Origin of the sequence: Streptomyces sp. H27-D2, from assembly GCF_035828615.1 — a bacterium.
Taxonomy (GTDB): domain Bacteria; phylum Actinomycetota; class Actinomycetes; order Streptomycetales; family Streptomycetaceae; genus Streptomyces.
The window spans coordinates 1-25438 of record NZ_JAYMZR010000053.1; the positions used below are offsets into that span (position 1 = coordinate 1).

Below are 25438 nucleotides of genomic sequence, written 5' to 3' on the forward strand. Positions count from 1 at the left end.
GTGCCCTGGGGCAGGCCGATCCGATCGGCCAGCGCGCCGATGATCTCCACCCGTTTGATGGAGTCCACCGACAGGTCGGCCTCCAGGTCGAGACCGGGGGCGAGCATGTCCCTCGGATATCCGGTGCCCGAGCCGGTCGCGAGCAGCAGCCACCGCGCGCCGCCGACGAGCACCCGCCGCAACCCCGCGAACGCCTCCGGGAGGACCGGCGACGAAGCCGGCCGCAGGGCGCCCAGGTCCACGACACCGTCCGCGCCGTCCACGCCCGGGGCGTCGCGGAGGCGTTCGGCGGGGACCGTGCGCACCTCGGCCCCGTGCGATTCCAGCAGGGCGGTGAGGGCGGGGGCTGCCCCGAGTCCGTCCTCGACCACGACGAAGCGGCGGCCGGACAGGACCGCGCCGGGGTCGCGGGTGTCGGCCGGCCCGACCGGCGTGACCTGGACCACGAGCCGGTCGGGGCGGCGCGGCGCGGACAGCGGCCGGATCTCCGCAAGCGCGGGTACGGTGCCGGTCTCCGCAGGCGCGGCCGGGGCGGTTCCCGGTTTCGGTTGCTCCTCCGGCGCGCTGCGGCTGGTGATCCAGTCGACGATGCCCTGGATGGTCTTGACCCGGGCGAGCTCCTCGACGGCGGACTCCTCCGGTCCGTCCGTGCCCTGGGGCAGGCCGATCCGATCGGCCAGCGCGCCGATGATCTCCACCCGTTTGATGGAGTCCACCGACAGGTCGGCCTCCAGGTCGAGACCGGGGGCGAGCATGTCCCTCGGATATCCGGTGCGGGTGGACACGATCTCCAGTACCGCCTCCATGACGCGCGCGGGTGTGGCCGGCCGGTTGCCGTCCGGCCCGGGGAGCGGGACCGTCCGGTGCGCCGACCGCTCGGCGGCGACGGGGAGTTCGGGGCGCGCGTCCGCAATGGCCGGTGTTGCCGACCCTGTCGGTGTCGCCCCCAAGTAGCCGAGCATGACGTCCCGTTGCGCGGCCACCAGCTCCCGTGCCCCGCGCAGGTACGCCAGTACGGCGTCCTCCCGTGCCCCTGCCTCGGCAGCCCGCCCGGCCGTCACCCGGCGGGCCGGGCGCAGCCCGCCGACGACGGGCTCGCCGTCCGAGGTCCGTACCAGATGGCCGTCGACCAGCCACCCCGGGCGGCGGGGGGCGGCCTCGGGGAGCGTGCCCGCGCGGCCTTTGAAGAGCGCTTCGGGGTCGACCGGGACGCCCGCCGCGGCGAGTTCCGCCAACGCCGTGACCAGCCGGGTCAGGCCGTGCTCCCCCGGGGCGTCGCAGGCGACGGCGGTGTGCGGCCGGTCCGCCAGGATCCTGCCGACGAGGCCGGTGAGCACCCGTCCGGGGCCCGCCTCGACGAAGGTCCGCACCCCGGCGGTGTACATGGCCTCGATCTGCTCCACGAAGCGCACCGGTTCCGCGAGTTGGCGGGCCAGCAGGTCCCGCACGGCCGCCACGTCAGCGGGGTAGGGCCGCGCCGTCGTGTTGGACCAGACCGGGACCGCCGTCCTGGAGACGTCGGTCCCCTCCAGCACGGCGGCGAAGGCCTTGGCGGCGTCGGCGACGACCCCGCTGTGGAAGGCGCAGGCAACGGGGAGGCGTTCGGCGCTCAGGCCCGCTTTCCGCAGCGTGGCGACGGCGGCGTCGACGGCCTCGGTGGGTCCGGAGACGGCGCACTGGAGCGGTGCGTTGTGGTTGGCGACGACGCAGCCCGCGCCGGCCGCGATGTCTCGGACCTGCTCCGGGGCAGCCTTCACCGCGGCCATCGCGCCGGGGTCGTCCGCTGCGGCGGCGAGGATCGCCCCGGCCCGCCGGGCGCTGAGCCGCAGCAGTTCGTCGGTGTCGAAGGCCCCGGCCGCCCACAGGGCGGGCAGCTCGCCGTAGGAGTGCCCGGCCGTGCAGTCGGGCCGTACGCCGAGCGAGGTGAGCAGCAGGTGTACGGCGGCTCCGGCGATGCCCAGGGCGGGCTGCGCGATGCGGGTGTCGGTGACGGCGGCGCGCTGGGCGGCCCGTTCCTCCGGAGTGAAGGCGGCGGGCGGGAACATCGCGGCGGCGCAGCCGGGCGGCGCGTCGTGCAGCAGGCGTTGCATCGGTGGGAAGGCGATGAACAGCTCGCCGAGCATTCCGGTGCGCTGGCTGCCCTGGCCGGGGAAGAGGAAGGCCACGCGGCCCGGGTCGGTGGCCGTTTCGCGTACGTGGACTCCGTCGCCCGGGGTGAATTCCCTGGCGCGTGCCAGTTTGGCGGCCAGGTCGTCGAGGCCGGTGGCGACGACCGCGACCTGGACCTGCTCCTCGCCGGCCGCCGTCTCGGCGGCGAGGTCGCGCAGCGGCCAGGGGCGTCCCGCCGCGTCGTTGTGTTCGAGCCGCGCGGACAGCCGGGCGATGGCGCGCAGCGCCGCCGGGCGGTCCGCGCCCCGGAAGCAGAACAGTTCGGCGGGCCAGGCGTCGAGGCCGTGGGCGGGGCCGGGTCCGGGTGTGCCCGCGTATCCGGCGAGTACGGCGTGGAAGTTGGTGCCGCCGAAGCCGAAGGCGCTCACTCCGGCGATCCGCCGCGCTGTGGGGACCGCCCACGGCCGGGCTTCGGAGTCGAAGGAGAAGGGGCTGGTGTCCGGCTGCCAGGCGGAGTTGGGGGCGGTCAGGTTCAGGGTCGGCGGCCGGACCCCGCTCTGCACGGCCCGCGCCGCCTTGATCAGGCCGGCCATGCCCGCCGCGCATTTGGTGTGGCCCAGCTGGGACTTCACGGAACCGAGGGAGACGGTGCCGGGTCCTGCCCCGGCCGCCGTGTAGAGGTCAGTGAGCACGGTCAGTTCGGTGCTGTCGCCGACGACGGTGCCGGTGCCGTGCGCCTCGATGAGGCCGACCTCGCGAGGGTCGGTCCCGGACCGCCGGTAGGCGCGTTCCAGGGCGAGCCGCTGGCCTTCGGGGCGGGGCGCCGTCAGGCCCAGTGAGCGCCCGTCGCTCGACGCACCGACGGCTTTGACGACGGCGTAGATCCGGTCGCCGTCCCGTTCGGCGTCCTCCAGCCGTTTGAGCACCAGGCAGCCGACGCCCTCGCCCAGACAGATGCCGTCGGCCGCCGCGTCGAAGGGGCGGCACCGGCCGGTGGGCGACAGCGCCCGCACGGAGGCGAACATGAGGTAGTCGTTGATTCCGTTGTGCACGTCCGCGCCGCCGCACAGGACCATGTCGCTGCTCAGGTCGCGCAGTTCCTTGCAGGCCAGGTCGAGGGCGGCCAGCGAGGAGGCGCAGGCGGCGTCGACGGTGCGGTTGGCGCCGCCGAGGTCGAGGCGGTTGGCGACCCGCCCGGCGATGACGTTGGCCAGGACGCCGGGGAAGGAGTCCTCGGTGAGCCTGGGCAGTTGGGCGTCAAGTTCGGGCGGGAGTTCGCCGAGGTAGCCCGCGTGCAGGGCGCGGAAGCCGTAGGCCCCCGCGAGGTCGGTGCCGGCCTCCGCGCCGAAGACGACGGAGGTGCGGGAGCGGTCGAACGCCCGCGACCGGTATCCGGCGTCGTCCAGGGCGCGGGATGCGACCTCCAGGGCGAGCAGTTGCACCGGTTCGATGCTGCCGAGCGAGGCGGGCGGGATGCCGTGCGCCAGCGCGTCGAACGGGACGGGGGGCAGGAAGCCGCCCCAGCGGGACGGGGTGCGCTCACCGGCCAGCGCCGGGTCCGCGTCGTGGTAGACGGCGGCGTCCCACCGGCCGGTGGGCACCTCGGTGACCGCGTCGGCCCCGGCGACGACGTTGGACCAGTAGGAGGCGAGGTCACCCGCGCCGGGGTAGCAGCAGGCCATGCCGACGACGGCGATGTCGAGCGGGGCCCGCTCCTGCGCGGGTTCGCAGGGCGCGGCCGACGGTCGGAGCTGCCGCGCCCGCTCCGCCAGCAGAGCCGTCGCCCCGTCGGTGACCTGCGCGTGCAGTGCGGCGATCGTGGTGGTGGTGTGCCGGGCGGTGGCGGCCTGCCCGAGCATGTACAGGCCCTCCCGGCGCTGTTGCCGCGCGCCGACCGGGGCCGGCGCGCCGCCGGTGTGCCGCAGTCCCTTGCTGGCGATCCGCAGCCGCCCGAGGTTGAGCCGCTCCAGCTCCTCCCCCACGTCGCGCGGGCTCGCCCCGGCCTCCTCCAGCCGCCGTTTCGTACCGGCGAAGGCATCGGCGTACGCGGTCGCCGCCGCTCGCGTGACGTGACCGGGCGCGCTGCGCAGCAGCACCGTCGCCTCGCAGTCGAGCGCCGCCCGCTGGAATCCCTCCACGACCGCGCCGGCGGCGACGGCCTCCTCGGTGAACAGGTAGGCGGTGCCCATGAGCACTCCGACCCGGGCGCCGCGTTCAGCCAGCGGCGCGGCGGCGGCGACGGCCATCGCCGCGGAGCGCTCGTCGTGGACGCCGCCGGCGAGGAGCAGGTCGAGTGCGGACGCGTCGGGGCAGCCGAGGAGTCGTTCGATCTGCTCCTCCCACAGGGGGAAGGCGGCCCGCGGTCCGATGTGGCCGCCGCATTCCATGCCCTCGAAGACGAATCGCCGGGCGCCCTCGGCGAGGAAGCGGTCCAGCAGTCCGGGCGAGGGGACGTGCAGATACGTCCTGGTCCCCGCCGCTTCGAGCGGGGCGGCCTGGGCGGGCCGCCCGCCCGCGATGAGCGCGTACGGGGGCCGGGCGGCGGCGACCGCGGCGAGCTGTTCGCGGCGCAGCTCCGCCGGGGCGAAGCCGAGCAGGCCCACGCCCCAGGGCCGGTCCGCCATCCGCTCGGCGGTCTCGGTGAGCAGCCGGCGTACCTCCGGTCCTGCCATCACCGCGAGGGCGAGGAAGGGCAGTCCGCCCGCGTCGGCCACCGCGGACGCGAAGGCGGGCCGGTCGCTGACCCGGGTCATCGGCCCCTGGGCCACGGGCAGTCGCGGTTCGCGGGCGGCGGGGCGGCCGGAGCGTCGCAGGGGCCTGGTGCGTACCACCGCGTCCAAGTGGCCGGTGACGGCCGCCCGTACGGCCTGCAGCACGCCGCCGGTGGTGCGGTGCCGGTCGGCGAGCCGGGCGGCGAACGCCCCTTCCTGGCCGATGGGCAGGTACTGGGTCCGCAGGCTGCGGGCGCCGAGCAGCCGCGCGGTGTCCGCGCCGGGTCCGGCCGGCGGGCCGAGGTCGGGACGGGTGTAGACGCGGTGCCCGTCGACGACCGTGGTCTCGCTGCCGTCCATGGCCCGTATCGCGGCCACCACCGGCCCGGGGAGTCCGGCCTCGCCCTCGGTGGTCAGGGCCAGTTGCGCGTCGAGTACGACGCCCCGGGCCCCGCCCGCGATCGCGGCGGCGGCCGTGTGCGGGCCGATGCCGCCCGCCGCGAGGACCAGGACGGTCACCGCGGGGTCGGCCAGCACCCGCTGCAACAGCACGAAGGTGGTCAGCTCTCCCACCCGGCCGCCCGCCTCATGCCCCTTGACCACGATCCCGGCCGCGCCGGCGGCGACGGCGGCCACCGCCTCCCGCGGGGTGGTGACCTCGGCCCAGACACGACGGCCGCCGCCCGCCGCCCACGCGGCCACCGCGCCCGTCCGAGGCCCGGCGGCCGGCTCGATGGACGACCCGGTGAGCAGCACGGTGTCCACCCCCGCCGGCAGATCGTCCGGCCCGAGCGGGCATCCGGCCGGGACCCGGACGCCGTACGGGCCCGGTAACAGCCCGGTCAGTTCGGCGAGCGCGTGCCTGGCCCGGCCGGGGTCGCGGCCGAGGTCGAGCAGGCCGAGTGCGCCCGCCCGTTCGGCGGCGGCGACGATCCGGGCGCTGGGCTCCTCGAACGGGGTGAGGGCGATCACGAGGTCCCGGTCGCCGGGCGGACTGGGCAGGGGCTGAGAGGTCACGGTCTCTCCTTCGTTCCGCTGCGCACGGCATGGCACAGCCCGAGCGGGGCGGGGAAACGTCCGCTGCGGTGCTGCGGTGCATACGCGGGGCCGGGCAGTGACGCGTCGTCACAGACGTGACGGGTCGGACTTCGGCGGGCGGTGCGGGCTCAACGGCGTAGGCGGATGTCCACCACCGGGGTGACCGGCGGCAACCCGCTTGATGCCGGGTGCATCGTGCGGCTGCCCTCCTCAACTGTCAACGCAGCCTCGCTCGGGCCCCACCGCCCCGGCCGCTTCCCGGACACCGTCACGGCGGGCCCGGAAACGCCCCATCCCGGCGGACGCTGACCCTCCGGCCTGGGACGCAGCCCGTCACCAGGCACACCCACGGGTACCCGTCCCCGCTGAGGCACCGGCGTTCACCCATGCCTCAGCGGTATGGCTCGCTGCCGAGCGGGTCTCCCATACGAGTGCGCCTCGGCTCAGTTGTTCGCCAAAGCGCCCCTTACACCTTCACCGTGCTGCGGTTAACGTCCGGCCATGGCCCCCACCCTCCAGCAACTGCGCTATCTCATCGCCGTCGCGGACTTCCGCTCCATCACCGCGGCCGCCACCTCCGTCTACGTGGCCCAGCCGGCGCTCTCCCGGGCCATCCAGTCCCTCGAACGCGATCTCGGCGTGGAGCTGCTGTCCCGCCGCGGACGCGGTGTGGACCTCACCCCCGAAGGCGCCCGCGTGGTGCGCCTGGCGCGCACCGTTCTCGGCGCCGTGGAGGCGATCGAGGACATCGGCGCGGCACACGGCCACCGCCCCCGCAGCACGCTGCGCGTGGTCACCACCCCCACCCTCTCGCTCGACCTGGGCACCGCCCTCCTCCCCGCCTTCGCCGAGCGCCATCCCGACATCGACGTCCAGTTGCTCCAGCACAACAGCCGCGAAGCGCTGAGCCAGTGCCTGGCCGACGGTCTGGCCGACCTCGGGCTCGTCGATCTGCCCATCGGAGGCGAGCTCGCCTCCTACCACCTGCAGGAACGCGAGGTCGTCCTGATCTCCCCCGCCGGCTCCGGGCTGCCCGACCCGCTGCCCTTCCGACGGCTCGACGGCCTGCCGATGATCCTGCCGACGCCCGGCACCGGGCGGCGCACCGAGCTGGAGGCCATGTTCGGCCGGTTGTCCGTCCGCCCCCTTCCGACCCTCGAAGTGGACGAACGCCTGGCCTGGGTGACCGGCGTGACCGGCGGGCACGGCTCGCTGATCTGGTACCGCGACATGGCCTTACGGGCCTTCGGCCACGGCGTCGAGGTCCGCTCCTTCACCCCGCCGCTGCTGCGCCCTGTCGGCATCGTGCACCCGCGCCATCAGCTGAGCCGCGCCGCCCACACCTTCATCACGCACGCCCTGCACAACGCGCCGGTCCGGGAACCCGCCAGATGACGTGCGGGCGGCTGCCATGCCCGTCCGGCATCGCTCCATGCCCAACGGGTCGGCGAACTCGCTTGGCTCCGCGGACGCCCGCCGCCACATTGCGCCCATGCTTCCATCACGCTCCGCCGCCGCGCTGCTGGCCGCCGGCGCCCTCGTAACAGCCCTGTGCTCCCTGCCGTCCCCGGCCACTGCGACGCCGGCCGCACCCGCCGCGCCCACGGCCGCGGCCGAGCCCCGCTGCACCCTGCCCGCCGGGCTGGCGGAACTCAGCGGCCTCGCCCTGAGCAGCAGACATCCGGGCGTCCTCTACGCCGTCAATGACAGCGGCAACACCAACCAGGTGTTCGCCGTCGACTGCACCGGCGCCACCGGCCGGCTCCGGGCGACGTACACCCTCACCGGCGCCACCAACACCGACTGGGAGGCGCTGACCATCGGCAAGGACCCGTCGGGCAACCCGGTCATCCATGTCGGCGACATCGGCGACAACTTCGGCTCACGCGCCGAACTCACCGTCTACAGCTTCCCCGAGCCCGCGACGCTCACCACCTCCTCGGTGACACCCGCCACCACCCGCCTCGCCTACTCCGACGGCAAGCACGACGCCGAGTCGCTCCTCGCCGACCCGGTCACCGGCCGGCTCTACGTCGCCAGCAAGCTCATCGGCGCAGCCGGTCAGCTCTACCAGGCCCCGCTGCCCACGCGGCCCGGCGAGCTCAACACCCTCACCCCCGTCCGCCCCGGTCCGGTCTTCGCCACGGACGGCGCCTTCTCCCCCAACGGCAAGTCCTACGTCCTGCGCAGCGGCGGCCCGATCGGCGCGAACACCGCCTATGTGTACAGCGCCGCGGGCGCCAAGCTCGCCGAGGTCGCTCTGCCGGCCCAGTCCCAGGGCGAAACGGTGACCTACGCCGACTGCGCGTCCCTGCTGGTGGGCTCCGAGAACGACACCCAGATCTGGCGCGTCCCGCTCCCGCCCGAGGCCACCCCCGGCTGCGGGACCCAGCCGCCGGACGGTGTGCTGAGTGTGGCGAACCCGGGCCCGCAGAGCTGCAAGTTCAACCAGACCTGCGCGGTCCAGATCACCGCTGCCGGCGGGACCCCGCCACGGAAGTACAGCGCCGCCGGACTCCCCTTCGGCCTGGCCATCGACGCGACCACCGGACGCATCACCGGCAAGACCTGGCAGACCGGCACCTTCCAGATCACCGCCACCGCCACCGACACCGCCCAAGCGAGCGCGAGCACCACCTTCCCCCTGACCGTCAACTGGTTCTGACCACCAGGCGGTAGGCCCGTCAGGGAATGCGCGCGACCGCTGCGACAGCCGCCAGGACTGCCGCTTGCTCTCGCCGCGCACCATCACGCCCGGCCGGGCGACTGGATCCGGCTAGAGCTAGAGACTGGCTAGAGCTGGAGCGGGGCCAGGATCATAAGGATTTCGTCGCGGTCGTCATCCGGAGCGAGCCGGAGCGCACCGGGCCAGCGGCCGATCTCCTTCCAGCCGAGCCGGCCGTAGAAGTCCTCCAGCCCGGCCCCGGCGCGCGCGGCGAGGTGCAGCTGCTCCAGGCCCATGTCGGCGCGGGCGACCTCGCGGACTGCGTGCATCAGCGCGACCCCGATGCCGCGGCCGCGCATGGCCGGGAGGGTCTGGACGTGGTGCAGGGTCCCCCAGTGGGCGACCAGCGCGAAGGCGTCCCGCCGGATGTTGAGCCAGCCGGCCAGTTCGCCGTCGACGGTGGCGGTCAGGAGGCGGCTGGACTCGGGGGCGAGGCCCTTGGCGAGGTTGTCGACAGCCGGTGCGGCCTGGGTCGCGTCGATGGGCGGAAAGGGAAACCCAGCCGCCCCTCCGGCGTTGGTGACCTCGATCCAGCAGTCGGTGAGAGCCTGCCTCAGCTCCGGGGTGACATCGCTCGGGGAGGTGACCTGCCGCAGGTCGAGGGATCCGCTGTGCATGCCGAGATCCTCGCATCCGGCTCTGACATCGCAGCTGAGCGGCGGGTAGCCGTCGGCCGGATGGCGGCCGGCGAGGATGTCGTCGAGCAGCCGGACCTCCAGAACGTCGACGATCGTCTCGCGCGGCAGGGTATCCACCCCGGCCTCCCCCGGCCGGGACCCCGCGGGCAGCGCCCGGAATCGGCTTACCGGGCCACAGTGCGGGCCCGCACCCCGGCGCGCGGCTCCTGGTGCCCGCCGCTGGCCATCATCCGAACTTCCGCGCGGTCACTGATCTCCGCCTGCACGATGCCGGTGTCGTCGACGTAGACGGGATGTCCGCCCGACCCCTTCCGGTCGGTGCGGTACACCACCACGAGATCCTCGACCGCCGTGTCCGGCGGCGTGGTGTCGGTGAATACCAGCTCGTAGGCATCGGCCTGCGCCATGATTCGTCCCTCCGTGACCTTGTCCCTCCGGTCAATCGTAAGACTTTTCGCCCAGAACCGTTTATTTAGGCATAACCGGTCTGGGCGCACCGCCCGCTCCGCGGATCCACACTTCGCCGACCTGATCCGGCGGGGTCCCGGCGGGTATCCGGGTCCACGATGGGCGCCGACCTCGCGATCGCCGAGCGGGCCCGCACCGATGCCAAGGGGTCCCGTCGACCCGGGCGGCCCAGCGCCGGCCCAGCGCCGCGTTCCGGATTCCGTCAGCGACTGGATCGCGAGCGTGTGGGCGATGGAGGCGAGGGTCGTGTGCCGGTGCCAGCCGTCGAAGGACCGCCCTTCGAAGTCCGCGATTCCGACCTCGGAACTCACCTCGGAGAAGTCCTTGGCGACCCGCTGAGGGGACTTGCTCAGCCGGAGCAGCGCGGCCGGCGCCGCATCGGTCATGTTGGACAGCCACAGCCCCAGGGGCGCCCGGGTGAGCTTTCCCCACTCCGCCAGCAGCGTCAGGGGCTGTCCGCGGGACGCGGTGGGGGCGAGGGGATTCTCCACGGTTGTCATCAGTACGAGACTTGAGCGGGCCACGGAGTCGACCGGGGACAGCCAGGCGACGGGGCGGCACATCTTCTTCCGTGAGTCGGCCACTTGCTGCGCGGCCGGCGGCCCCGCGCCGCCCGATCCGGTTCTGGGCTGATCCGCCGGTGTCAGCGCGGTGGTAGCGCCGATCCGGATCAGGAACGGCATATTCCGGCTCGTGAAACTCTCGACGAAGGACCACACCTCGTCTTCGGGCGGGTCCATCACGACTGGACTCGCCGGAATCCCCCAGGGCCCGGTCATCTCGTCGAAGGCGTCGAACACGAGGTGTGCGGAGGAGAGCGGGAAGATCTCGTCGGGAATGCGCACGCGCCGCCGCCGGCTCCGGTCGTCGAGCCAGGAATCAGGCAGTGTGAGACGCCAGTTCACCGGGCAGCTCATGCCGTCGGCCACGAGCCAGACGCCGAACGCGTGCTGTCCATTGGCGGAAGTCGAGTGGCGGCCGACCCCTACCGAATGGTCTCCGGCCTTGGGAATGACCAAGGGCGCGACGACCCACGCCCTTGGCGTCGTCACCTTGTTCACATGGACGGCCAGCGCTTTGCGTACGGACTGCCATCGCCGCCGCTCGGCGCGCGCCGAGCGCGACGACGAGCGCCGCCGCGCCGCAGATCAGGAAGACGGGTGCGGACAGCAGCGCCGAATCGACGCCCAGCTCCTGGAAGTCGACCCCGCCGAGTTCGGCGGCGACCAGGCTTCCGGGGGCCAGCGAGCCCCACGGCACGGTGACCAGCCCCAGCAGACCGACCACCGCCGCCTTGGCCGGGGCCAGGCCCAGTTGGCGCAGCAGCGGGATGGCGACGACGACGCCGATGCCGAAGCCGGTGAGCGATTCGGCGAAGGGGGTCACGCCGAGCATGACCAGCAGGACCGCTCGGCTCGGTGAGCTGCACGCGCCGCCGATCCAGTGCCCCAGCCGCCGCTGGGCGCCGGTGCGGCTCATGAGTTCGCTGAGCAGGATGCCGCCGAACAGGATCGCGGCCAGCTCGACGACGGTGGGCAGCATGTGCGCCTGCGCCTCGGAGAGTTCGCCGAGCGGAGTGCGGAACGCCGTCGCGGTGAGGATCCCCGCGGTGCCCAGGGCCGCCAGGGCCGCGTACAGGGCTCGTACGCGCGCCGCGAGCAGGCCCAGGGTGACCAGGACCGGGAGTGTGGCCAGGGCCGCGTTCATCGGACGGCCTCCGTGCGGGCGATGGATGGTTCGGTGCCGCGGCGCGCCGCGTCGAGCATGGCCGCCACGCAGCGGTGCGCGTCCTTCAGGGCCCGCGAGACGCCGCCGGGTGCGGGCACGTAGTGGTTGTAGAAGGTGGCGCCTTCGCACAGCGGACCCAGCACCCACATCTGCTCGTCCACTTCGCCCTGCCGTCCGATGGGGTGCTGGCCGGGGGTGATGTCCACGCCGCGGCTGCTGGGCGCCTGCGGGCGGTGGCGGCGGATGTGGCCGGTGTGCAGGAGGTCCAGCAGCAGCGGGCTCGCGGTGTGTTCGGCGTCCGGCTGGCCGGAGGTCGCCCGGCACAGCCAGTCGGCCGACTCGGCGTACGGATCGGCCAGCCGTGTCGAGGACAGCCGCCAGGTCCCGGTGCGACTGTCCCAGTCCGTGCGCGGTTCGGGGCCGAACGGTACGCGGACGACTCCGGCCCGGATCAGGGCGAGCAGTTCCTCGTGCCGGTCCAGCTGCGGCCCGGTCACCGACCGGTTGAGTACGGACGTGAAGGACCCGTAGAACTCCTCGTGGGACTTCTCCTCCAGGCCGCCGAAGTCGACGGCGTGCCGCAGGCCGTCCCGCTGGTCGCGCAGCACCTCCAGCGCGGCCTTGAGCGGGCTGCCCGCCAGGCCCCGTTCCGCTTCCCGCAGGTCTTCGAGGAGCCGGGTGACGTACCAGTTCTGGTAGGCCCGGCTGCCGGTGAGCTCTCCGGGGTCGGGGAACAGGACGCGGTCGGGGTGGAACTCGCCGAAGGTCAGGACGTGTTCGCCGTCGAGCCGGTCCAGCTCGGCCTCCAGCCTGCCCGCGTCGACGGCCGTCCGCAGCGCCGCGACGAGGTCCTGTTCGGCCCGGTCCCCGGCGTCCAGGGCGGCGCAGCGGCGGTGGAAGGCCACCCGCATCTCGGTGCTGAGCAGCGGCACCAGGTCGCCGTGCAGGCGCCGTACCCAGCTCCCCTTCACGAACGGCGGGCAACTGAACTCTGCATCCATCACTGACTCATGATCAACACGATTCCTGTGACTTGGTCAGGTCGAAAAGAGCCGCAAATAGAATATTGGCCGCTACCCACGCGTGCACGGCAGCGGAAATAGGTTCTTCCGCTCGCGCCCATCCACATCTCGGACTTCTGGCGAACGGCAGCAAAACGCAATACTCCACTCATAGGGGTGGAGTGCGGATATTTACGTCGGTAGTCGCGAAATTCAGCGGGCCGACGGCTTCTCGACCGCGGCGTCGGTGCCGGTACGGGCACCGGCACCGGCGAGGCTCAGTGCCCGGCGTCCTGCGGATACCAGCGCAGCTCGACGGAGTTCCCGTCCGGATCCCGTCCCCGGCCCGTGCAGCCGGGCGCTGCTATGGGATCACGCGCGCGGGTGCCGGACCGTAGCGCGCATCGTCCGGCACCGGCGAGCGGGGAGGGCTGCGACAGGCCGACGGCGCCCGTCGCCGCCCTCCCGTGGTCACCCGTCAGGCGGTGGCGCTTTCGGCCGCGTCGGGCGCCGGCGGGGCCGGCGGCCACGGGATCTCGGCCAGCACGGGGAGCAGCGACTCCTCCTCGTAGTCGAGGTGCGCCCGCAGCTCCTCCGACATCCGGTCCAGCTCGGTGAGGAATCGCCCGGGTTCGGCGGTGCCGATGTCAGCGAGCAGGGCGACCAGTCCGGCCTGGACGCGCGCGATCGTCACATGCTCCTCGCGGATCCGGTCGAGTGCCCCGGCCAGGTGGGGGTGGTAGCTCGCGAGGGCGGGGAACAGGTGCGCGTCCTCGCTGGTGTGGTGGAACTCCAGGGTCTCGCAGAACGCCAGGCAGTGCTGCCGGAGTTGCAGGCCCAGACCCGGCGAGGGCGGTTCGCCGGGGCTCTGGTAGGCCGCCCGCTCGGCGAAGTGGGCGTCGGCCTCGACGCGCACGTGCCGCAACTGCGAGCGCAGCCAGGTGTGGACCTCCACGAGCTTGCCGGCGAGATCGGCGACCTCGCGAGCGCCCTTCTCCGACTCGGGATCGGAGCGCTCCAGCGCTACGACGGGCAGCGTCCGGGTGGTGCGGGCCTGGTAGTCGGCGTAGCCGGGCGCCGCGCGCACCACCTGCTCGAACAATCGGTCGCGCCGCGCGCCTTCGGCCGGGACAGCGATGGCTTCGAACGTCTCGGCGCCGATCTCCACCCGCACGGTGGGGTGGGCGAGCAGGTTGTGGTACCACGCGGGATGACGGGGTGCGCCGGCGGCGGACCCGACGACCAGCAGCAGGCCGCCCTCGCGCACATAGCCGAGCGGAGCGGTGTGCTCCTCCCCCGTCCGCGCGCCGGTGGTGGTCAGCAGGAGGAGGTCGCCGCCCTCGAAGGGACCGCCGACCTTTCCCCCGTTGGCTCGGAACTCCTCGATGATCGGTTGGTTGAAAGTCGCGGGCATACGGTGTCGGTCTCCAGGAAGGTGTGGGGTCCGCGGTGGCCGCGGAGAGACTGGATGACGGGGGAGCGCGCTCAGCGCGCGGCGCGGTGACCGCACGCGACGTCCCGGCCCGGAGCTGGAGATCGATCGAGCACGCGGAGCCGCGGAGGGTCGCCGGGAGCCGGCGGCCGTCGGGAGGCATGGCGTACTGAGGTCACCTGGGCGGTGCCGGGTGTCGCGGGGGACAAGGGACGTCGCGCGAAGGCGCTTACGTCAGGTGCGGGGTGCGGAGTATGAACTCATGGCATGTCCCTCAGAGAAAGGTGCTCGCCCGACTGCCGACCCGCCTACTGCTCTTCGGTCGGCGTCACGTGACACGCGCACCATTACAGCCACTTGGCAGCGGCCTGTCAACGATCTCGCGTGCCTGGCACAAGCGCGGCCGGCGCGTCGCCCTGCCGTCGGGGAGCCGTGCGGCGCCTGGCGTGCAGCTCCCGCAGCCACTCGTGGAGTTCCGCTCACCGCCGGACGCCACCCCAGCCGCCGGCGACGGACTCTCCCCGTCAGGAGCCGCCGCAGCAGGGCGCAGTCGGCCCCTACCGGCGTGCACGTATGCCCTGAACGTGGCATAAGAAACGCATAAATTCGAACGCATGGCGGGATTGGCCCGGGGCACACGTCGGCTCGGAGGTTGATAACTATGGTTCCCCTGATCGTGGTTCTACTGCTCGCGCTGCTCCTCTTCGGTGCCGGATTCGCACTCAAGGCTCTGTGGATCGTCGCCGTCATCGTGCTGGCCGTCTGGCTGCTCGGCTTCCTCGTCCGCCCGGCCGCGAGTGGCGGCAAGCGCGGCCGCTGGTATCGCTGGTAGGTCTCGCGCAGCAACGCACAGGGGTCCCGGACCGTACGGTCCGGGACCCCTGTGCGTGCGCCGGCACATCATGCACCGGCCCGGTGTCATCGTCCCCGCCCCGGCACCTGCGCTCGCGCCCGTCTCCCCCGAAGTGGTGGGCGGCGATTCCGCCCGGACGGCGGACGGTGCTGCGAGCATGCAGGCATGACGACAACCACCACAATCGAAGCCGCGCGTCCCATCGCCACGCTGATCAATGTCTTCGTTGTCGAGCCGGATCGGCAGGCGGAGCTGGTCGCGCTGCTCAGCAGTACGGCGGAGAAGTTCATGCGGGATCAGCCCGGCTTCATCTCCGCCAACATCCATGCCAGCCGCGACGGCGAACGGGTCGTCAACTACGCGCAGTGGGAAAGCGAGGAGCACTTCCAGGCGATGCTGGCCGATCCAGCCGCCCGGGAGCAGATGCGGCATGCCGCCGAGGTCGCCTTGAGCTTCGATCCCCGGCTGTTCACCGTGGAGTCCACGCACCGGACCGCGGAGCCCACGCACCAGGCATAGGCCCGTCCAGACGCGAGACGAGAAACGAGACGGTGCGTCAGGGGTCGCCCCCTCCCGCCGGCCATGGCGGACGGACCGCCGCCATGGCCGGCGCGGCTCAGCTCGACGGGGAGTCCGCCTGCGCCGGCCGGTCCCCGCCGCCGTTGTCCGGCAGTCGGCCGGGCACTGCCAACTGCCGCTTCCGGCGCGTCCCCAGAGCCCGAATTCCTGAATGCCCCAATACCCAGGGGCAGGGTTCTTGGCGTCGTCCGCAACCGACCGTACGGGGTGTTTCGCGTCGTCCTGGGTTGCTCCGGAGTGGACCATCAGTACCATCGCCGGAAACCAACAATGCGGAACTTCCCCCGAAGGTGCGTGGTCCCCGTGTCAGACAGCCCCTCCCCCACCAGCCAGAGCCTGCAAGCGGAGTACGAAGCCAAGCTCGCCGCCGACTTGGAGCGGAATGCCGCGGAGCGTGAGCGGCTCACCGAGCAAATGGCCGTGTTCGAAAAGGAATTGAAGGTACTGGAGCGGAACCGGGCCATGCTGCTCGAAATGCAGCAAGCCGTCGGCTCCGCCGGTACGGCGACTGATGCTGACACCGCCGAGAACAAGTCGGCGCCCCGCACTTCAGGAGAGTCAAAGGTGCCCAAGGCCCGGCAGGCAAAGGGTGCAAAGGCTGCCAAGGGCCGCACTGCGGCGAGCGCCGCGAAGACGCGCACCGAGGACGCCGGCGCACAGAAGCCGCCCAGCCTGGTGCAGCTCGTGCGCGACTACCTGGCAGGCCAGAGCGAGCCGAAGTCCGCCGCCGAGGTCGCCGCCGACGTGACCGAGCGGCACCCGGAGCGAACCGTCACCGTCAACGCCATCCGGACCGCCCTTGAGGCGCTCGTCGCGAAGTCCGCGGTGCGCCGCGCCCCGCAGGGCAAGTCCGTCTACTACGACCACGTCCCCGCGGCCGACACCGACGCGAAGCCCGCCGACGCGGATCAGGCGGCGCCCACCCCCGCGTAGCGACAGGCGGGGCGGCAGGGAACCGGGCCATGCCCCCTCCGCCCGTACTGCCCGGCAGCACGGGGCGGGCCTGCCGGGCTGTACGGGCGGAGGGGCGGCGGGTCAGCAGGCTTCGAGGTCCTGCCACACGCCCCCATCCAGACGGCGCCCAAACTGACCGGTGATGCCGGCCCCCTCCCCTGGTGGTGATGTCGGCGCGGAAGCCAGCCGATGCGATCGACATGCTGGTATCACCGTTCCCGTACGGCGTGCAGGAACCCTTGTACGCCGTCTGGATCCGAGCCGCCCGAGCCGGGGACGGGAGCACCACAATCCGGTTGCCCTGCCCGCCCATCCGGTGCTGAAGTGCGCGGATGGACAATGATGCGGTGCTGGCGATGTTCGACCGACAGATGCGACAGGACGCCCGGGCCGACGCCCCCGGGGCCGAGGTCGAGCGGGACGGTGACGTAGTACGGCAGGTCGGCGCGGCGCACGACTGGAACGGCGTCCTCTGGTCGGACCTGGACCGGGACACCGCGGACGCGGCGATCGCGGCGCAGGTACGGCACTTCACCTCGGTGGAGCGCGAGTGCGAGTGGAAGCTCTACACCCACGACCGCCCCGACGACCTCGGGGCACGGCTACGGGCGGCCGGGTTCACCGCTGAGCCCGCGGAAGCCCTGATGGTCGCCCAGGTCCGGGACCTGCCCACCGAAGTCGAGCTGCCCGAAGGCGTCCAGCTGCGCCCCGTCACCGAGCCGGCCGACCTCGATCTCGTAGTGGAGGCCCACGAGCAGGCCTTCGGCACGGACGGCTCGCGGCTCGAGCAGCAGCTGCGCGCGCAACTCGCCGCGGCCCCGGACACCCTCGTCGCGGTCGTCGCGATGGCCGGCGACCTGCCGGTGTGCGCGGCGCGGATGGAACTGCACCCTGGCACGGAGTTCGCCAGCCTCTGGGGCGGCGGCACCGCGGCCCCCTGGCGCGGCAAGGGCATCTACAAGGCACTGGTCGCCCACCGCACGAACATCGCCGCCGAACGCGGCTTCCGCTATCTCCAGGTCGACGCGTCCGACCAGAGCCGCCCGATCCTGCAACGGCTCGGGTTCGTCCACCTGAGCACGACCACCCCGTATGTGTACCAACCCTAGGTTTCACCACCAGGCCCCTAGATTTCATCACCAGGCCGTACCAACGCCCGGACCGAATCACCCGACTTGGAGTTGTTGATCAATAGCGGATACCATAACTTTAGTTGCCTTTGGCAACCATATACTGACCGTACCGCCGGGTGCGTGGATGAGCACACCGGCGACAGGAGGCCCCCCGCATGCCATCAGCAGCCCAGACCTTCCGCACCTACGTGGAAGAGAACCTCGACGCACTGGGCGCCGACCCCGACCGCGAAGCCCTGGTGCACCAGGACCGCCACCTCACCGCCGGCGAGTTCCGCGACCTCGTCCACCGGATGGCCCGAGCACTCCGCGCACAGGGCGTAGACCGCGGACAGACCGTCACCTTTCTGAGCGGCAACCTGCCGGAGATCATCGCCGCCCGCTACGCAGCCAACCTGATCGGCTGCCGGGTCAACCACCTCTACAGCAAGCTCTCCGTCGAAGCGCAAGCCGCCATCGTCCGTGACGTCGAGACACGTGCGCTGATCGCCGACCCCCGCTGCGTCCAGCAGCTCGCGGAGATCATCGAGCTGTCGCCGGTCCCCAACGTCCTCGTGCTCGGCCCCACACCGGTGGGCGCGGACCTGCTGGAGCTGGCGGCCGGGGAGTCCGCCGAACCGTTCTCCACCCGGGCCCAGCCGCAGGACGTGTGCACGATCCGCCACACCGGCGGGACCACCGGCCACCCCAAGGGCATCTGCACCACCTTCGAACAGGCCCGCTGGTTCCGGACGGAACCGGAGACGCCCGACGACAAGCAGCGGCAGCTGGTCTGCACGACCCTCGCGCACGCCGCCGGCCTGATGGCCGACAACACGCTGCAGTCGGGCGGCACCGTGGTGCTCCTCGACGACTTCGACCCCGCGGCCGTACTGGCCACCATCGAGCGCGAGCGCATCACCCACCTGTTCCTGCTGCCGCCGCTGCTCTACCAACTGGTGGACCACCCGGACGCGCGGCACACCGACACCTCCAGCCTGCACACAGTGATCTACGGCGGCTGCCAGGCGTCCCCGTCCCGGATCGCCGACGCCGTACGCCGCTTCGGACCCGTGCTGGTCCAGGGCTACGGGCAGAACGAGGCCGGCGGCATCAGCATGCTGGCCGCCGAGGACCACGACGAGCAGCGCCCGGACCTGCTGCGTTCCGCCGGGAAGGTGCTGCCCGACGTCGAGGTGGCGATCCGCGACGAGCTGGGCCGCGATCTGCCCAGCGGCGAGCACGGCGAGGTCTGCGTACGCTCCCCCATGATCATGAAGGGCTACTGGAAGCAGCCCGAGCTGACCGCCGAGGTCCTGCGGGACGGCTGGCTGCACACGGGCGACATCGGGCACCTCAGCGACGCGGGCTACCTGACCATCGTCGACCGGCTCAAGGACATGATCGTCGTGGTCGGCGGCCATGTGTACACCACCGAGCTGGAGGACCTCCTCAACTCGCACCCGCAGGTCCAGCAGAGCGCCGTCTTCGGCGTCCGCGACGCCGACCGCATGGAGCGGGTGCACGCCACCGTGATCCCCGTACCCGGCAGCGGCATCGACGGACAGCAGCTTCGCGACATGGTGCGCAGGGAACGCGGCACCATGTACGAGCCGGCCCACATCTCGTTCGTCCCGGCTCTGCCGCTGACCGATGTGGGCAAGCCGGACAAGAAGCTCCTGCGCGGGCAGGCCGAGCGGGAACTCAGCGCCGTCAGCTGACCGGGGGCGCGGACTCCCGCCCCGGGCGCGTCGCGGACTCGGAAAGAGCCGGGCGAGCCGGAATCCGGCCGGCTCACTGGTAGCGGGCCCGGGCCCTCGGCAGCGAGGAGCCCGAGGAGAGACACAGCGCGTGATGCGCTCCGCCGCTCCTCGGGCCTGTCCCCTTCGCCGTGACGTCCTCGCCCATGACGCCCAGCCGTGCGCCGTCAGACCGGCTGCGAGCAATCCGTCCGAACCGCCCCCTGCCACCGGCCCCCGGCGATTTGGGGACGGATCAGCCGAGCGGAATCCCACCGAGCAGCCCGTGGCCGGGCACGGCTCCCGTCACGAGCGGCAGGGCTCCCGTCACAGCGTCGGTCGGCAGGGCACCTGTCAGCGCGTTGGTCGGCAGGCCGCCGGGCACGATGCCGCTCACAGCGTCGGTCGGCAGGCCACCCTTCGCGAGGCCCCCCACGATCGGCAGGCCACCCACCAGATCGACGGGACCGCCGGCGTCGGCGAACGCGGTGCCGCCGGCCGCGAGCACACCGCCACCGATCAGGACGGCGGTGACTGCGACAGAGTTCCGGATGCGCATGGTGCTCCTTGGGTCTCACTGATTTTGCGGACACCATCGCAACGAAATCCGGGATCGACGGTCACGCCCTGCGGGCCAGGCGCATCAAATGAGCTGTGGCGGCAGAAGGGGAGTGCGGCGCGACAAAGCCTGCCAAGTCCGCCATATCGAAGCCCAGTTGGCAAGGCGTCGGGCCCCCGTCCCGATACCGGTTCCGACCTGCGGGACCGGCTCGCGGAGCTGTCGCCCGAGATGCGGGCGCGGATCCATGACGGCGTCAGCGATGAGGAGTACGCCTCCGCCGTCAAGGTGCTGCGCCGGATGATCACCAATGTCGGGAGCAACGCGAAATTCGGCTGCCCGACGGTTCCGGGATAAGCGAAGGGGCCCGCCGGCGCGCCCCGGCGGGCCCCTTCACACGCGATCACGGCTCAGCCGGTGGAGGCCTGCGCCGAGGCAGCACCGCCAGTGGCGGCGGTGGCTTCCCGAGGGGTCAGGACGCGTTCGGCCAGAGCGCCGAAGAGCAGCCCGAAGACGGTCCACAACAGCGCCTGAATGCCGAGCGACGCCAGGCGGAACTCCCACAGCAGCGACGCGGGGAAGGAACTCTTCACCGAGTCGGCGCTACCGGGCAGCAGCAGGCAGGCCAGCGACACCGCGGCGATGTAGCCGGCCCCGGCGACGACCGTGGCGTTCCAGTTGCCCAGCCGGGGCACGAGCCGTCGCCCGACGATGACGGCCATGACCGCCAGCAGCACGCTGAGGGCGATCATCAGGAAGAACATCGTGGTGCGTTCCCCGATGGTGTCCGGATTGCCGACGGCCGGCGGGGTCGCCGGGTATTTCAGGAACGGCACCAGATAGACGGTGGTGAAGGCGGCGGCCGCGGTCAGCGCCGCGGTCGCCCGGGGCCGCAGGCTGCCCACCCTGCCGAGGCAGAAGCAGAACGCCAGCGAGGCGATCCCGCCCAGGGCCACCCCGTAGACCAGGACGCCGGTGGCCAGCCCGAAGGTCGACTGAACCGGTCGGCTGACCAGCTCTTCCTCCTCTTCGGGTGCCGCGGCCGCGGCGCCGTGCTCGTGGTGGGCCGGGGCGGACTGTTTGCCCTCCAGGGCGATGGAGTCGTCGACAGAGGGCTCGCCCACCAGATACGCCAGCGCGAACGCGAGGAGTCCGGCGAGGACTCCCGCGATCATGCCGCGTACGAGGAGGGTTCTGACGGTGGAGGCATGCATGTGCGTGATCTCCGTCAGTGGCAGGGGAAGCCGAGCAGGTGGCGTCCGTCGTGCACCCATTCGTGCACGCCCGCACCGGAGAAGACGGATGTGGCGCCCTGTTCGGCGCCGACGAAGTAGAGCAGCACGAGCATCAGCGTGCCGAAGAAAACGGCCCAGGGCAGAACCGCGCGCAAGGGCAACGGCGTGACAGCGGGGCCTGCGGGGGATATGGCCGGGGGTGCGATGGACTGAGCCATAGCGGGACCTCCTCGGGGAACTCGCGTCCCAGTCGGTGAAGCTCGGGCGACGGCCATCGGGTCTGACTCACCAGCATCCTCGACCTGCGCAGAGGGTGCTCGGCATACAGTGGCGCGACCGTGCCGGGTTCTCACCGGACTTCCGTCCTGCCGTCGTCATATCGACGCGACGGTACCGCGATCCGGCAGGCGGGCCAAGGGGCCGCACCCGGTGCGTAGGCGCAGGCGGCAGCCGTTAAAGTACGCCGAAGCCCTTGCGCGCCACGGAAGTTGAGCGCGGTGGCCGGGCCCGGGGCACCGGAAGGAGAGCCGATGACGGTACGAGTGATTCTCATCTCGCCCGCGATGAGCGCCGCGATGCGCGAGGCGCGTTTCGACGACGACAGTCCGCTGGACGCCGTCGGACTGCGGCAGGCGGAGGCCGCGTACGGGACTCTCCCCGCCGGGGACCGGGTGTTCGCCTCCCCCACGACGCGCTGCCGCCGGACGGCCGAGGCCCTCGGCGTGCAGGCCGAGCCGCACGCCGCCCTGCGCCCCTGCGCGATGGGCCGCTGGCGCGGCCGGCTCCTCGACGAGCTGACCGCGAGCGAGCCGGAGGCGGTCACCGCCTGGCTCTCGGACCCCGCCGCCGCCCCGCACGGCGGTGAGTCCCTCGACGCCCTGTGCGCCCGCGTCGCCGGCTGGTTCGACGAGCTGAGCGGCGATTCGGGACGGGTCATCGCCGTCGCCGAACCCGACGTCGTCCGCGCGGCCGTCGTGCACGCCCTCGGCACCCCGGTACCGGGGTTCTGGCGGATCGACGTGCTTCCGCTGACGCTGACCGAATTGAGCGGCCGGGCCGGGCGCTGGAACCTGCGCAGCGGCCGGGCTCTGGCACCCGCCCGGAACCCGTAAAATCGACTGGACCAGCGCATATGTCCTGAGCTCTACTCACCCCCTGACTGGCGGCTGTCCGGCCGGACGCCCGCCCGGCGCGCGTACGGCCACAGCCGGTACGGCCGATCCGAGCACGCCGAAGCCCGCCGCTCACCACGCAAGAGGAACCCGCACCATGCCCGAGACACCCCAGGACGCAGCACCCGGCGGCGGCCGCGTCGACCTCCGGGCCGACTGCGGGAACTGCTTCGGGCTGTGCTGTGTCGCGCTGCCCTTCTCCGCCTCGGCGGACTTCGCGGTCAGCAAGGACGCCGGGGACCCGTGCGCCAATCTGCAGTCGGACTTCCGCTGCGGCATCCACACGCGCCTCAGGCAGCAGGGCTTCTCGGGTTGCACCGTTTACGACTGTTTCGGCGCGGGGCAGCAGGTCTCCCAGATCACCTTCGGCGGCCGGGACTGGCGAGCCGCGCCACAGACCGCGCAGCAGATGTACGAGGTGTTCCCGGTCATGCGGCAGCTCCACGAGCTGCTCTGGTACCTGACCGAGGCGCTGACCCTGCGACCGGCCCGCCCGCTGCACAGCGAGCTCCGCCGCGCGCTCGGGGAAACCGAACGTCTCACGCGGCTCAGCCCCGATTCCCTCGTGGAGCTGGACGTCGCGGCGCACCGGGACGACGTCAACGCGCTGCTGCTGCGCGCGAGCGAACTCGTACGGGCCACGGTGCGGCGCAAGAAGAAGAACCGCAGGGGCGCCGACCTCATCGGGGCCGCTCTCAAGGGCGCGGATCTCCAGGGAGCCAATCTGCGCGGGGCCTACCTCATCGCCGCCGACCTCACGGGCGCCGACCTGAGACTGGCCGATCTCATCGGGGCCGACCTCAGGGACGCCTCCCTCGCGGGCGCCGACCTCACCGAGAGCTTCTTCCTCACCCAAGCCCAGCTCAACGCGGCGAAGGGCGACGCCGGCACGAAGCTGCCGCCCACGCTGACCCGCCCGTCGCATTGGTCGCCGTAGCCCCCGCCGCGCCCTCACGGCAGTGCGTACACCTCGTCAGCGGGCCCCTTCGACTGCCCCCGCCGGCGGAGTTCCCTCGGAACCGTCCACGATCGCCCGGGCGAGGTCGGCCAAGGTCCGGTTGTGGCCGCGGGCGTTGCTGCGCAGCAGCTGAAAGGCTCGCTCCACATCCACGTCCAGACGTTCCGACAGGACGCCCTTGGCCTGTTCGATCAGGACGCGGCTGTTCAGCGCGCTCTGGAGCTGCTCGGTGACGTCGTCCCGGCGGCGAATGGCCCGTTGCTGCAACAGCCCGATCGTGGCCACGTCGGCCAGGGCCTGGCCGACCCGCAGCTTCTCCGCGTCGAGAGCGCCGGGGTTGACGTCGAAGAGGTTCAGCGTGCCGATCACCTCGGAGCGCAGGCGCATGGGCAGCGCGTGCACCCCGGCGAAGCCGACCTCGGCAGCCGCCGCGGTGAAGCGCGGCCACCGCCCGACGGATGGCAGGTCGGCCACCGACACGGGCCGGCCGGTACGGAAGCAGTCGACGCACGGGCCCTGGTCGGTCTGCAACTGGAACAGTTCCAGCAACCGGGTCCCCTGGGAGGAGGCCGCGACGACCTGCAGCCGGTCCCGCTCGTCGGTCAGCATCAGCCCGGCGGCCGAAACGCCCAGCAGCTCGACACATCGCTCGGCCAGTACGTGCAGGAAGTCGAGCACGTCGAAGTCATCGACGAGAGTGTCGGCCATCTCCACGAACACGTCGGACAGTTGGGTCTGCGCCATCTCACTCACCCTCGTCGTCGCGGCCTCCTACCGTCTTGATACCCGGTCCGCAGCCGCCGCGCCCTCCCGATCGGGTGCGGAACGGGTGCGGAACGGGTGCGGAACGGGTGCGGCTCCCCCACGGATCGCGCCATCGGTGGCGGAGCCCGCGAGCGCACCCGGTGGCGTCGGCGTCGGGCGCACGTGATCCAGGTCGTAGGGCGGCCCGGTTCCGGTCGGACAATTCGCGTGTGGTCCGGCCGTCCAGCGTGATAGCCATCGCTGTTATGGACGATCTGTTGACAGAGCGGCTCGCGCTTCATCCCCTGAGCCTCGCCGAGGCGGAGCGGGTGCTGACGGGCGAGCCGGACGACGGCGCCCGTTGGGCGTCCGGCTACCCCGACGACGGTGACCGGGCCGGAGCCAGGCGCTTTTTGGACACGTGCGCGGACACCGGGGATCCGCAGCCGTTCGGAGCGTACGAGATCCGACGGCGCGAGGGCGGACACGCGATCGGCGGCCTGGGCTTCCACGGACCCGCGGACGAGACCGGCAGCGTCACGATCGGCTATGGGCTGATCCTGCCGGCCCGAGGCAAGGGATACGCCGGCGAGGCCCTCCGCGCACTGCTGCTGTTCGCACACTCCCGCGGCATCACCCGGGTGAAGGGCGACACCGCGCACGACAACATCGCGTCCCAACGGGTCATGAGCAGCGTCGGCATGCGGCTCGTCGCGGAGGACGGGCAGTTGAAGCACTTCGAGACCGCCTGGAGCGACGCGACGGCGGCTACCGGCCACCGCCCCTGACTCCCCTTTCGCGATCCGGCGACTCACCAGGGGTTCGCGGCGGCACGCACGGGGTGGCCGACCGCCGCCGGATTCCAGGTCCGACACACCCCAAAGGTCACTTGTGGTGATCATTTTCTGACGGCTTGTCAGCGGCGGCCGGCTTGCAGGAAGAGTCGACGCCGGGCGCGCCGCAGACCTGTCCCCCGCCGCCGAAACACTGCGTTGACGACACGTCAGCATCAGCCCCGGCCGGCCTCCCCCTGGCCGCTCGCTAGCTGCCGACGGCCGCGTCGCGGTACGCCCGCCCATGCCGCACAAAGATCTCGTGCAGGTCGCGCACCGCGCGCGGCATGGAGCCGGAGGGGCGGCGTTGGATCACCATGAGCACGTCGGTGTCGTCGCCCTCCAGCGGCCGGCAGGTGATCGCGCCGCAGCGCTCCAGCGGATCGCCGACCACGCTGAAGCCGGGCAGCACCGTCGCGCCGAGGCCTTCGGCCACCATCAGCTTGCCCATCTCCGCGCCGTCGGTGGAGTACGAGAAGGACGGCGGCTGATCCAGCGGTTCGGCGAGCTGTCCATCCAACTGCGCGCCGCTGAGGCCCTGTTGGCGGCGGCGGGCCGGGCTGTGGACGCGGCGGCGGCCGACTTCACCGACGAGAGCGCGGCCGAGGCGTCCGTAGCGGTGGCCGCGGTCCGGGCGTTCGCGGCCGGCGTCGCGGTGGAGACCGGCAGCGCGGTGTTCGAGGTCTCCGGAACCCGCTCCGCGCTGGGCAGCCTCAACCTCAACCGGCACTGGCGCGACGCGCGCACCCACACCCTGCACGACCCGGCGCGCTGGAAGGTCCAGCACGTCGGCCGCTACCTGCTCAACGGGACCCTTCCGCCCCGGCATGGCCTGCTCTGAGCCCCCGTA

General features: G+C 72.3%; 20 protein-coding genes and 3 pseudogenes. 12 read left to right on the plus strand and 11 right to left on the minus strand.

Going from position 1 to position 25438, the window contains the following annotated elements:
* Positions 1 to 5837: polyketide synthase (locus QMK28_RS20320; RefSeq protein WP_326439976.1), on the minus strand; the 5837-nt coding region annotated here is incomplete at its 3' end.
* A 522-nt stretch (positions 5838 to 6359) separates the two neighbouring features.
* On the opposite strand from QMK28_RS20320, the gene QMK28_RS20325 reads away from it, so the two are divergent.
* Positions 6360 to 7253 carry a LysR family transcriptional regulator gene (locus tag QMK28_RS20325; protein ID WP_326439978.1) on the plus strand — a complete coding sequence of 298 codons (894 nt, stop codon included), beginning with the start codon at positions 6360 to 6362 and terminating at the stop codon, positions 7251 to 7253.
* A 97-nt stretch (positions 7254 to 7350) separates the two neighbouring features.
* A complete protein-coding gene (locus QMK28_RS20330) occupies positions 7351 to 8523 on the plus strand; it encodes a putative Ig domain-containing protein (protein WP_326439980.1) in 1173 nt (390 codons plus the stop codon).
* Between the two features lie 128 nt (positions 8524 to 8651).
* On the opposite strand, the gene QMK28_RS20335 is transcribed toward QMK28_RS20330, so the two are convergent.
* From QMK28_RS20335 to QMK28_RS20355, 5 genes and pseudogenes are all read right to left on the minus strand, one after another.
* On the minus strand, positions 8652 to 9200 hold the full coding sequence (locus QMK28_RS20335) for a GNAT family N-acetyltransferase (RefSeq protein ID WP_326440051.1): 549 nt from the start codon (positions 9198 to 9200) through the stop codon (positions 8652 to 8654).
* Between the two features lie 185 nt (positions 9201 to 9385).
* Entirely contained in the window at positions 9386 to 10750 is a 1365-nt protein-coding gene (locus QMK28_RS20340; protein WP_326439982.1) for an IS701 family transposase, read from the minus strand.
* A gap of 58 nt (positions 10751 to 10808) precedes the next feature.
* A pseudogene (locus QMK28_RS20345) lies at positions 10809 to 11396 on the minus strand (L-lactate permease); the annotation flags it as partial.
* Positions 11393 to 12418, minus strand: coding sequence for a hypothetical protein (locus QMK28_RS20350; protein WP_326439984.1), 1026 nt, complete (start codon positions 12416 to 12418; stop codon positions 11393 to 11395). The gene QMK28_RS20350 and the pseudogene QMK28_RS20345, both read right to left, overlap by 4 nt.
* Positions 12419 to 12896: 478 nt before the next feature.
* Positions 12897 to 13832: a nitroreductase/quinone reductase family protein gene (locus QMK28_RS20355; protein ID WP_326439986.1), complete on the minus strand. Its 936-nt coding sequence runs from the start codon at positions 13830 to 13832 to the stop codon at positions 12897 to 12899.
* A gap of 679 nt (positions 13833 to 14511) precedes the next feature.
* On the opposite strand from QMK28_RS20355, the gene QMK28_RS20360 reads away from it, so the two are divergent.
* The 5 genes from QMK28_RS20360 to QMK28_RS20380 all read left to right on the plus strand — a co-directional run bounded on the left by QMK28_RS20360 (position 14512) and on the right by QMK28_RS20380 (position 19069).
* Positions 14512 to 14682, plus strand: coding sequence for a hydrophobic protein (locus QMK28_RS20360; RefSeq protein WP_326439988.1), 171 nt, complete (start codon positions 14512 to 14514; stop codon positions 14680 to 14682).
* Between the two features lie 186 nt (positions 14683 to 14868).
* On the plus strand, positions 14869 to 15222 hold the full coding sequence (locus QMK28_RS20365) for an antibiotic biosynthesis monooxygenase family protein (RefSeq protein ID WP_326439990.1): 354 nt from the start codon (positions 14869 to 14871) through the stop codon (positions 15220 to 15222).
* Between the two features lie 363 nt (positions 15223 to 15585).
* Positions 15586 to 16215, plus strand: a complete 630-nt coding sequence (locus QMK28_RS20370) for a hypothetical protein (protein ID WP_326439992.1) — start codon at positions 15586 to 15588, stop codon at positions 16213 to 16215.
* 353 nt (positions 16216 to 16568) lie between these two features.
* On the plus strand, positions 16569 to 17345 hold the full coding sequence (locus QMK28_RS20375) for a GNAT family N-acetyltransferase (RefSeq protein WP_326439994.1): 777 nt from the start codon (positions 16569 to 16571) through the stop codon (positions 17343 to 17345).
* 179 nt (positions 17346 to 17524) lie between these two features.
* Positions 17525 to 19069, plus strand: coding sequence for an AMP-binding protein (locus QMK28_RS20380; protein WP_326439996.1), 1545 nt, complete (start codon positions 17525 to 17527; stop codon positions 19067 to 19069).
* 274 nt (positions 19070 to 19343) lie between these two features.
* On the opposite strand, the gene QMK28_RS20385 is transcribed toward QMK28_RS20380, so the two are convergent.
* Positions 19344 to 19646 (minus strand): hypothetical protein, encoded by a 303-nt coding sequence (locus QMK28_RS20385; protein WP_326439998.1) that lies wholly within the window; start codon positions 19644 to 19646, stop codon positions 19344 to 19346.
* A gap of 231 nt (positions 19647 to 19877) precedes the next feature.
* Here QMK28_RS20385 and QMK28_RS20390 point away from each other — a divergent pair, with 231 nt between their 5' ends.
* Positions 19878 to 20003 carry a hypothetical protein gene (locus tag QMK28_RS20390; protein WP_326440000.1) on the plus strand — a complete coding sequence of 42 codons (126 nt, stop codon included), beginning with the start codon at positions 19878 to 19880 and terminating at the stop codon, positions 20001 to 20003.
* A gap of 53 nt (positions 20004 to 20056) precedes the next feature.
* Here QMK28_RS20390 and QMK28_RS20395 read toward each other — a convergent pair whose 3' ends face one another.
* Together QMK28_RS20395 and QMK28_RS20400 are read right to left on the minus strand one after the other, a co-directional pair.
* Positions 20057 to 20860 (minus strand): CbtA family protein, encoded by an 804-nt coding sequence (locus tag QMK28_RS20395; RefSeq protein WP_326440002.1) that lies wholly within the window; start codon positions 20858 to 20860, stop codon positions 20057 to 20059.
* A 14-nt stretch (positions 20861 to 20874) separates the two neighbouring features.
* On the minus strand, positions 20875 to 21099 hold the full coding sequence (locus tag QMK28_RS20400) for a CbtB domain-containing protein (RefSeq protein WP_326440004.1): 225 nt from the start codon (positions 21097 to 21099) through the stop codon (positions 20875 to 20877).
* A 312-nt stretch (positions 21100 to 21411) separates the two neighbouring features.
* Between QMK28_RS20400 and QMK28_RS20405 the strand changes: the two genes are divergently transcribed.
* Together QMK28_RS20405 and QMK28_RS20410 are read left to right on the plus strand one after the other, a co-directional pair.
* Complete coding sequence (locus QMK28_RS20405) at positions 21412 to 21993, plus strand: histidine phosphatase family protein (RefSeq protein ID WP_326440006.1); 582 nt, start codon at positions 21412 to 21414, stop codon at positions 21991 to 21993.
* 157 nt (positions 21994 to 22150) lie between these two features.
* The gene (locus QMK28_RS20410) at positions 22151 to 22990 is read left to right on the plus strand and encodes a pentapeptide repeat-containing protein (protein ID WP_326440008.1); all 840 of its coding nucleotides are present in this window, start codon (positions 22151 to 22153) and stop codon (positions 22988 to 22990) included.
* Positions 22991 to 23026: 36 nt separating this feature from the next.
* Here QMK28_RS20410 and QMK28_RS20415 read toward each other — a convergent pair whose 3' ends face one another.
* Positions 23027 to 23755, minus strand: coding sequence for a GAF and ANTAR domain-containing protein (locus QMK28_RS20415; RefSeq protein WP_326440010.1), 729 nt, complete (start codon positions 23753 to 23755; stop codon positions 23027 to 23029).
* Positions 23756 to 24021: 266 nt separating this feature from the next.
* On the opposite strand from QMK28_RS20415, the gene QMK28_RS20420 reads away from it, so the two are divergent.
* The gene (locus QMK28_RS20420) at positions 24022 to 24543 is read left to right on the plus strand and encodes a GNAT family N-acetyltransferase (RefSeq protein ID WP_326440012.1); all 522 of its coding nucleotides are present in this window, start codon (positions 24022 to 24024) and stop codon (positions 24541 to 24543) included.
* 253 nt (positions 24544 to 24796) lie between these two features.
* Here the strand turns inward: QMK28_RS20420 and QMK28_RS20425 are convergent.
* Positions 24797 to 25072, minus strand: a pseudogene (locus QMK28_RS20425) (LysR family transcriptional regulator); the annotation flags it as partial.
* Positions 25073 to 25075: 3 nt separating this feature from the next.
* Between QMK28_RS20425 and QMK28_RS20430 the strand changes: the two are divergent.
* Positions 25076 to 25429: pseudogene (locus QMK28_RS20430) on the plus strand (acyl-CoA dehydrogenase family protein); the annotation flags it as partial.
* Between the last annotated feature and the right edge of the window lie 9 nt (positions 25430 to 25438).

Excerpts from the sequence above, each read along its gene's own strand:
- QMK28_RS20325 (WP_326439978.1), top strand. The coding sequence starts at position 6,360 with ATGGCCCCCACCCTCCAGCAACTGCGCTATCTCATCGCCGTCGCGGAC.
- QMK28_RS20330 (WP_326439980.1), top strand. The coding sequence starts at position 7,351 with ATGCTTCCATCACGCTCCGCCGCCGCGCTGCTGGCCGCCGGCGCCCTC.
- QMK28_RS20335 (WP_326440051.1), bottom strand. The coding sequence starts at position 9,200 with ATGCACAGCGGATCCCTCGACCTGCGGCAGGTCACCTCCCCGAGCGAT.
- QMK28_RS20350 (WP_326439984.1), bottom strand. The coding sequence starts at position 12,418 with ATGGATGCAGAGTTCAGTTGCCCGCCGTTCGTGAAGGGGAGCTGGGTA.
- QMK28_RS20355 (WP_326439986.1), bottom strand. The coding sequence starts at position 13,832 with ATGCCCGCGACTTTCAACCAACCGATCATCGAGGAGTTCCGAGCCAAC.
- QMK28_RS20360 (WP_326439988.1), top strand. The coding sequence starts at position 14,512 with ATGGTTCCCCTGATCGTGGTTCTACTGCTCGCGCTGCTCCTCTTCGGT.
- QMK28_RS20365 (WP_326439990.1), top strand. The coding sequence starts at position 14,869 with ATGACGACAACCACCACAATCGAAGCCGCGCGTCCCATCGCCACGCTG.
- QMK28_RS20375 (WP_326439994.1), top strand. The coding sequence starts at position 16,569 with ATGGACAATGATGCGGTGCTGGCGATGTTCGACCGACAGATGCGACAG.
- QMK28_RS20380 (WP_326439996.1), top strand. The coding sequence starts at position 17,525 with ATGCCATCAGCAGCCCAGACCTTCCGCACCTACGTGGAAGAGAACCTC.
- QMK28_RS20385 (WP_326439998.1), bottom strand. The coding sequence starts at position 19,646 with ATGCGCATCCGGAACTCTGTCGCAGTCACCGCCGTCCTGATCGGTGGC.
- QMK28_RS20390 (WP_326440000.1), top strand. The coding sequence starts at position 19,878 with ATGCGGGCGCGGATCCATGACGGCGTCAGCGATGAGGAGTACGCCTCC.
- QMK28_RS20395 (WP_326440002.1), bottom strand. The coding sequence starts at position 20,860 with ATGCATGCCTCCACCGTCAGAACCCTCCTCGTACGCGGCATGATCGCG.
- QMK28_RS20400 (WP_326440004.1), bottom strand. The coding sequence starts at position 21,099 with ATGGCTCAGTCCATCGCACCCCCGGCCATATCCCCCGCAGGCCCCGCT.
- QMK28_RS20405 (WP_326440006.1), top strand. The coding sequence starts at position 21,412 with ATGACGGTACGAGTGATTCTCATCTCGCCCGCGATGAGCGCCGCGATG.
- QMK28_RS20410 (WP_326440008.1), top strand. The coding sequence starts at position 22,151 with ATGCCCGAGACACCCCAGGACGCAGCACCCGGCGGCGGCCGCGTCGAC.
- QMK28_RS20415 (WP_326440010.1), bottom strand. The coding sequence starts at position 23,755 with ATGGCGCAGACCCAACTGTCCGACGTGTTCGTGGAGATGGCCGACACT.
- QMK28_RS20420 (WP_326440012.1), top strand. The coding sequence starts at position 24,022 with ATGGACGATCTGTTGACAGAGCGGCTCGCGCTTCATCCCCTGAGCCTC.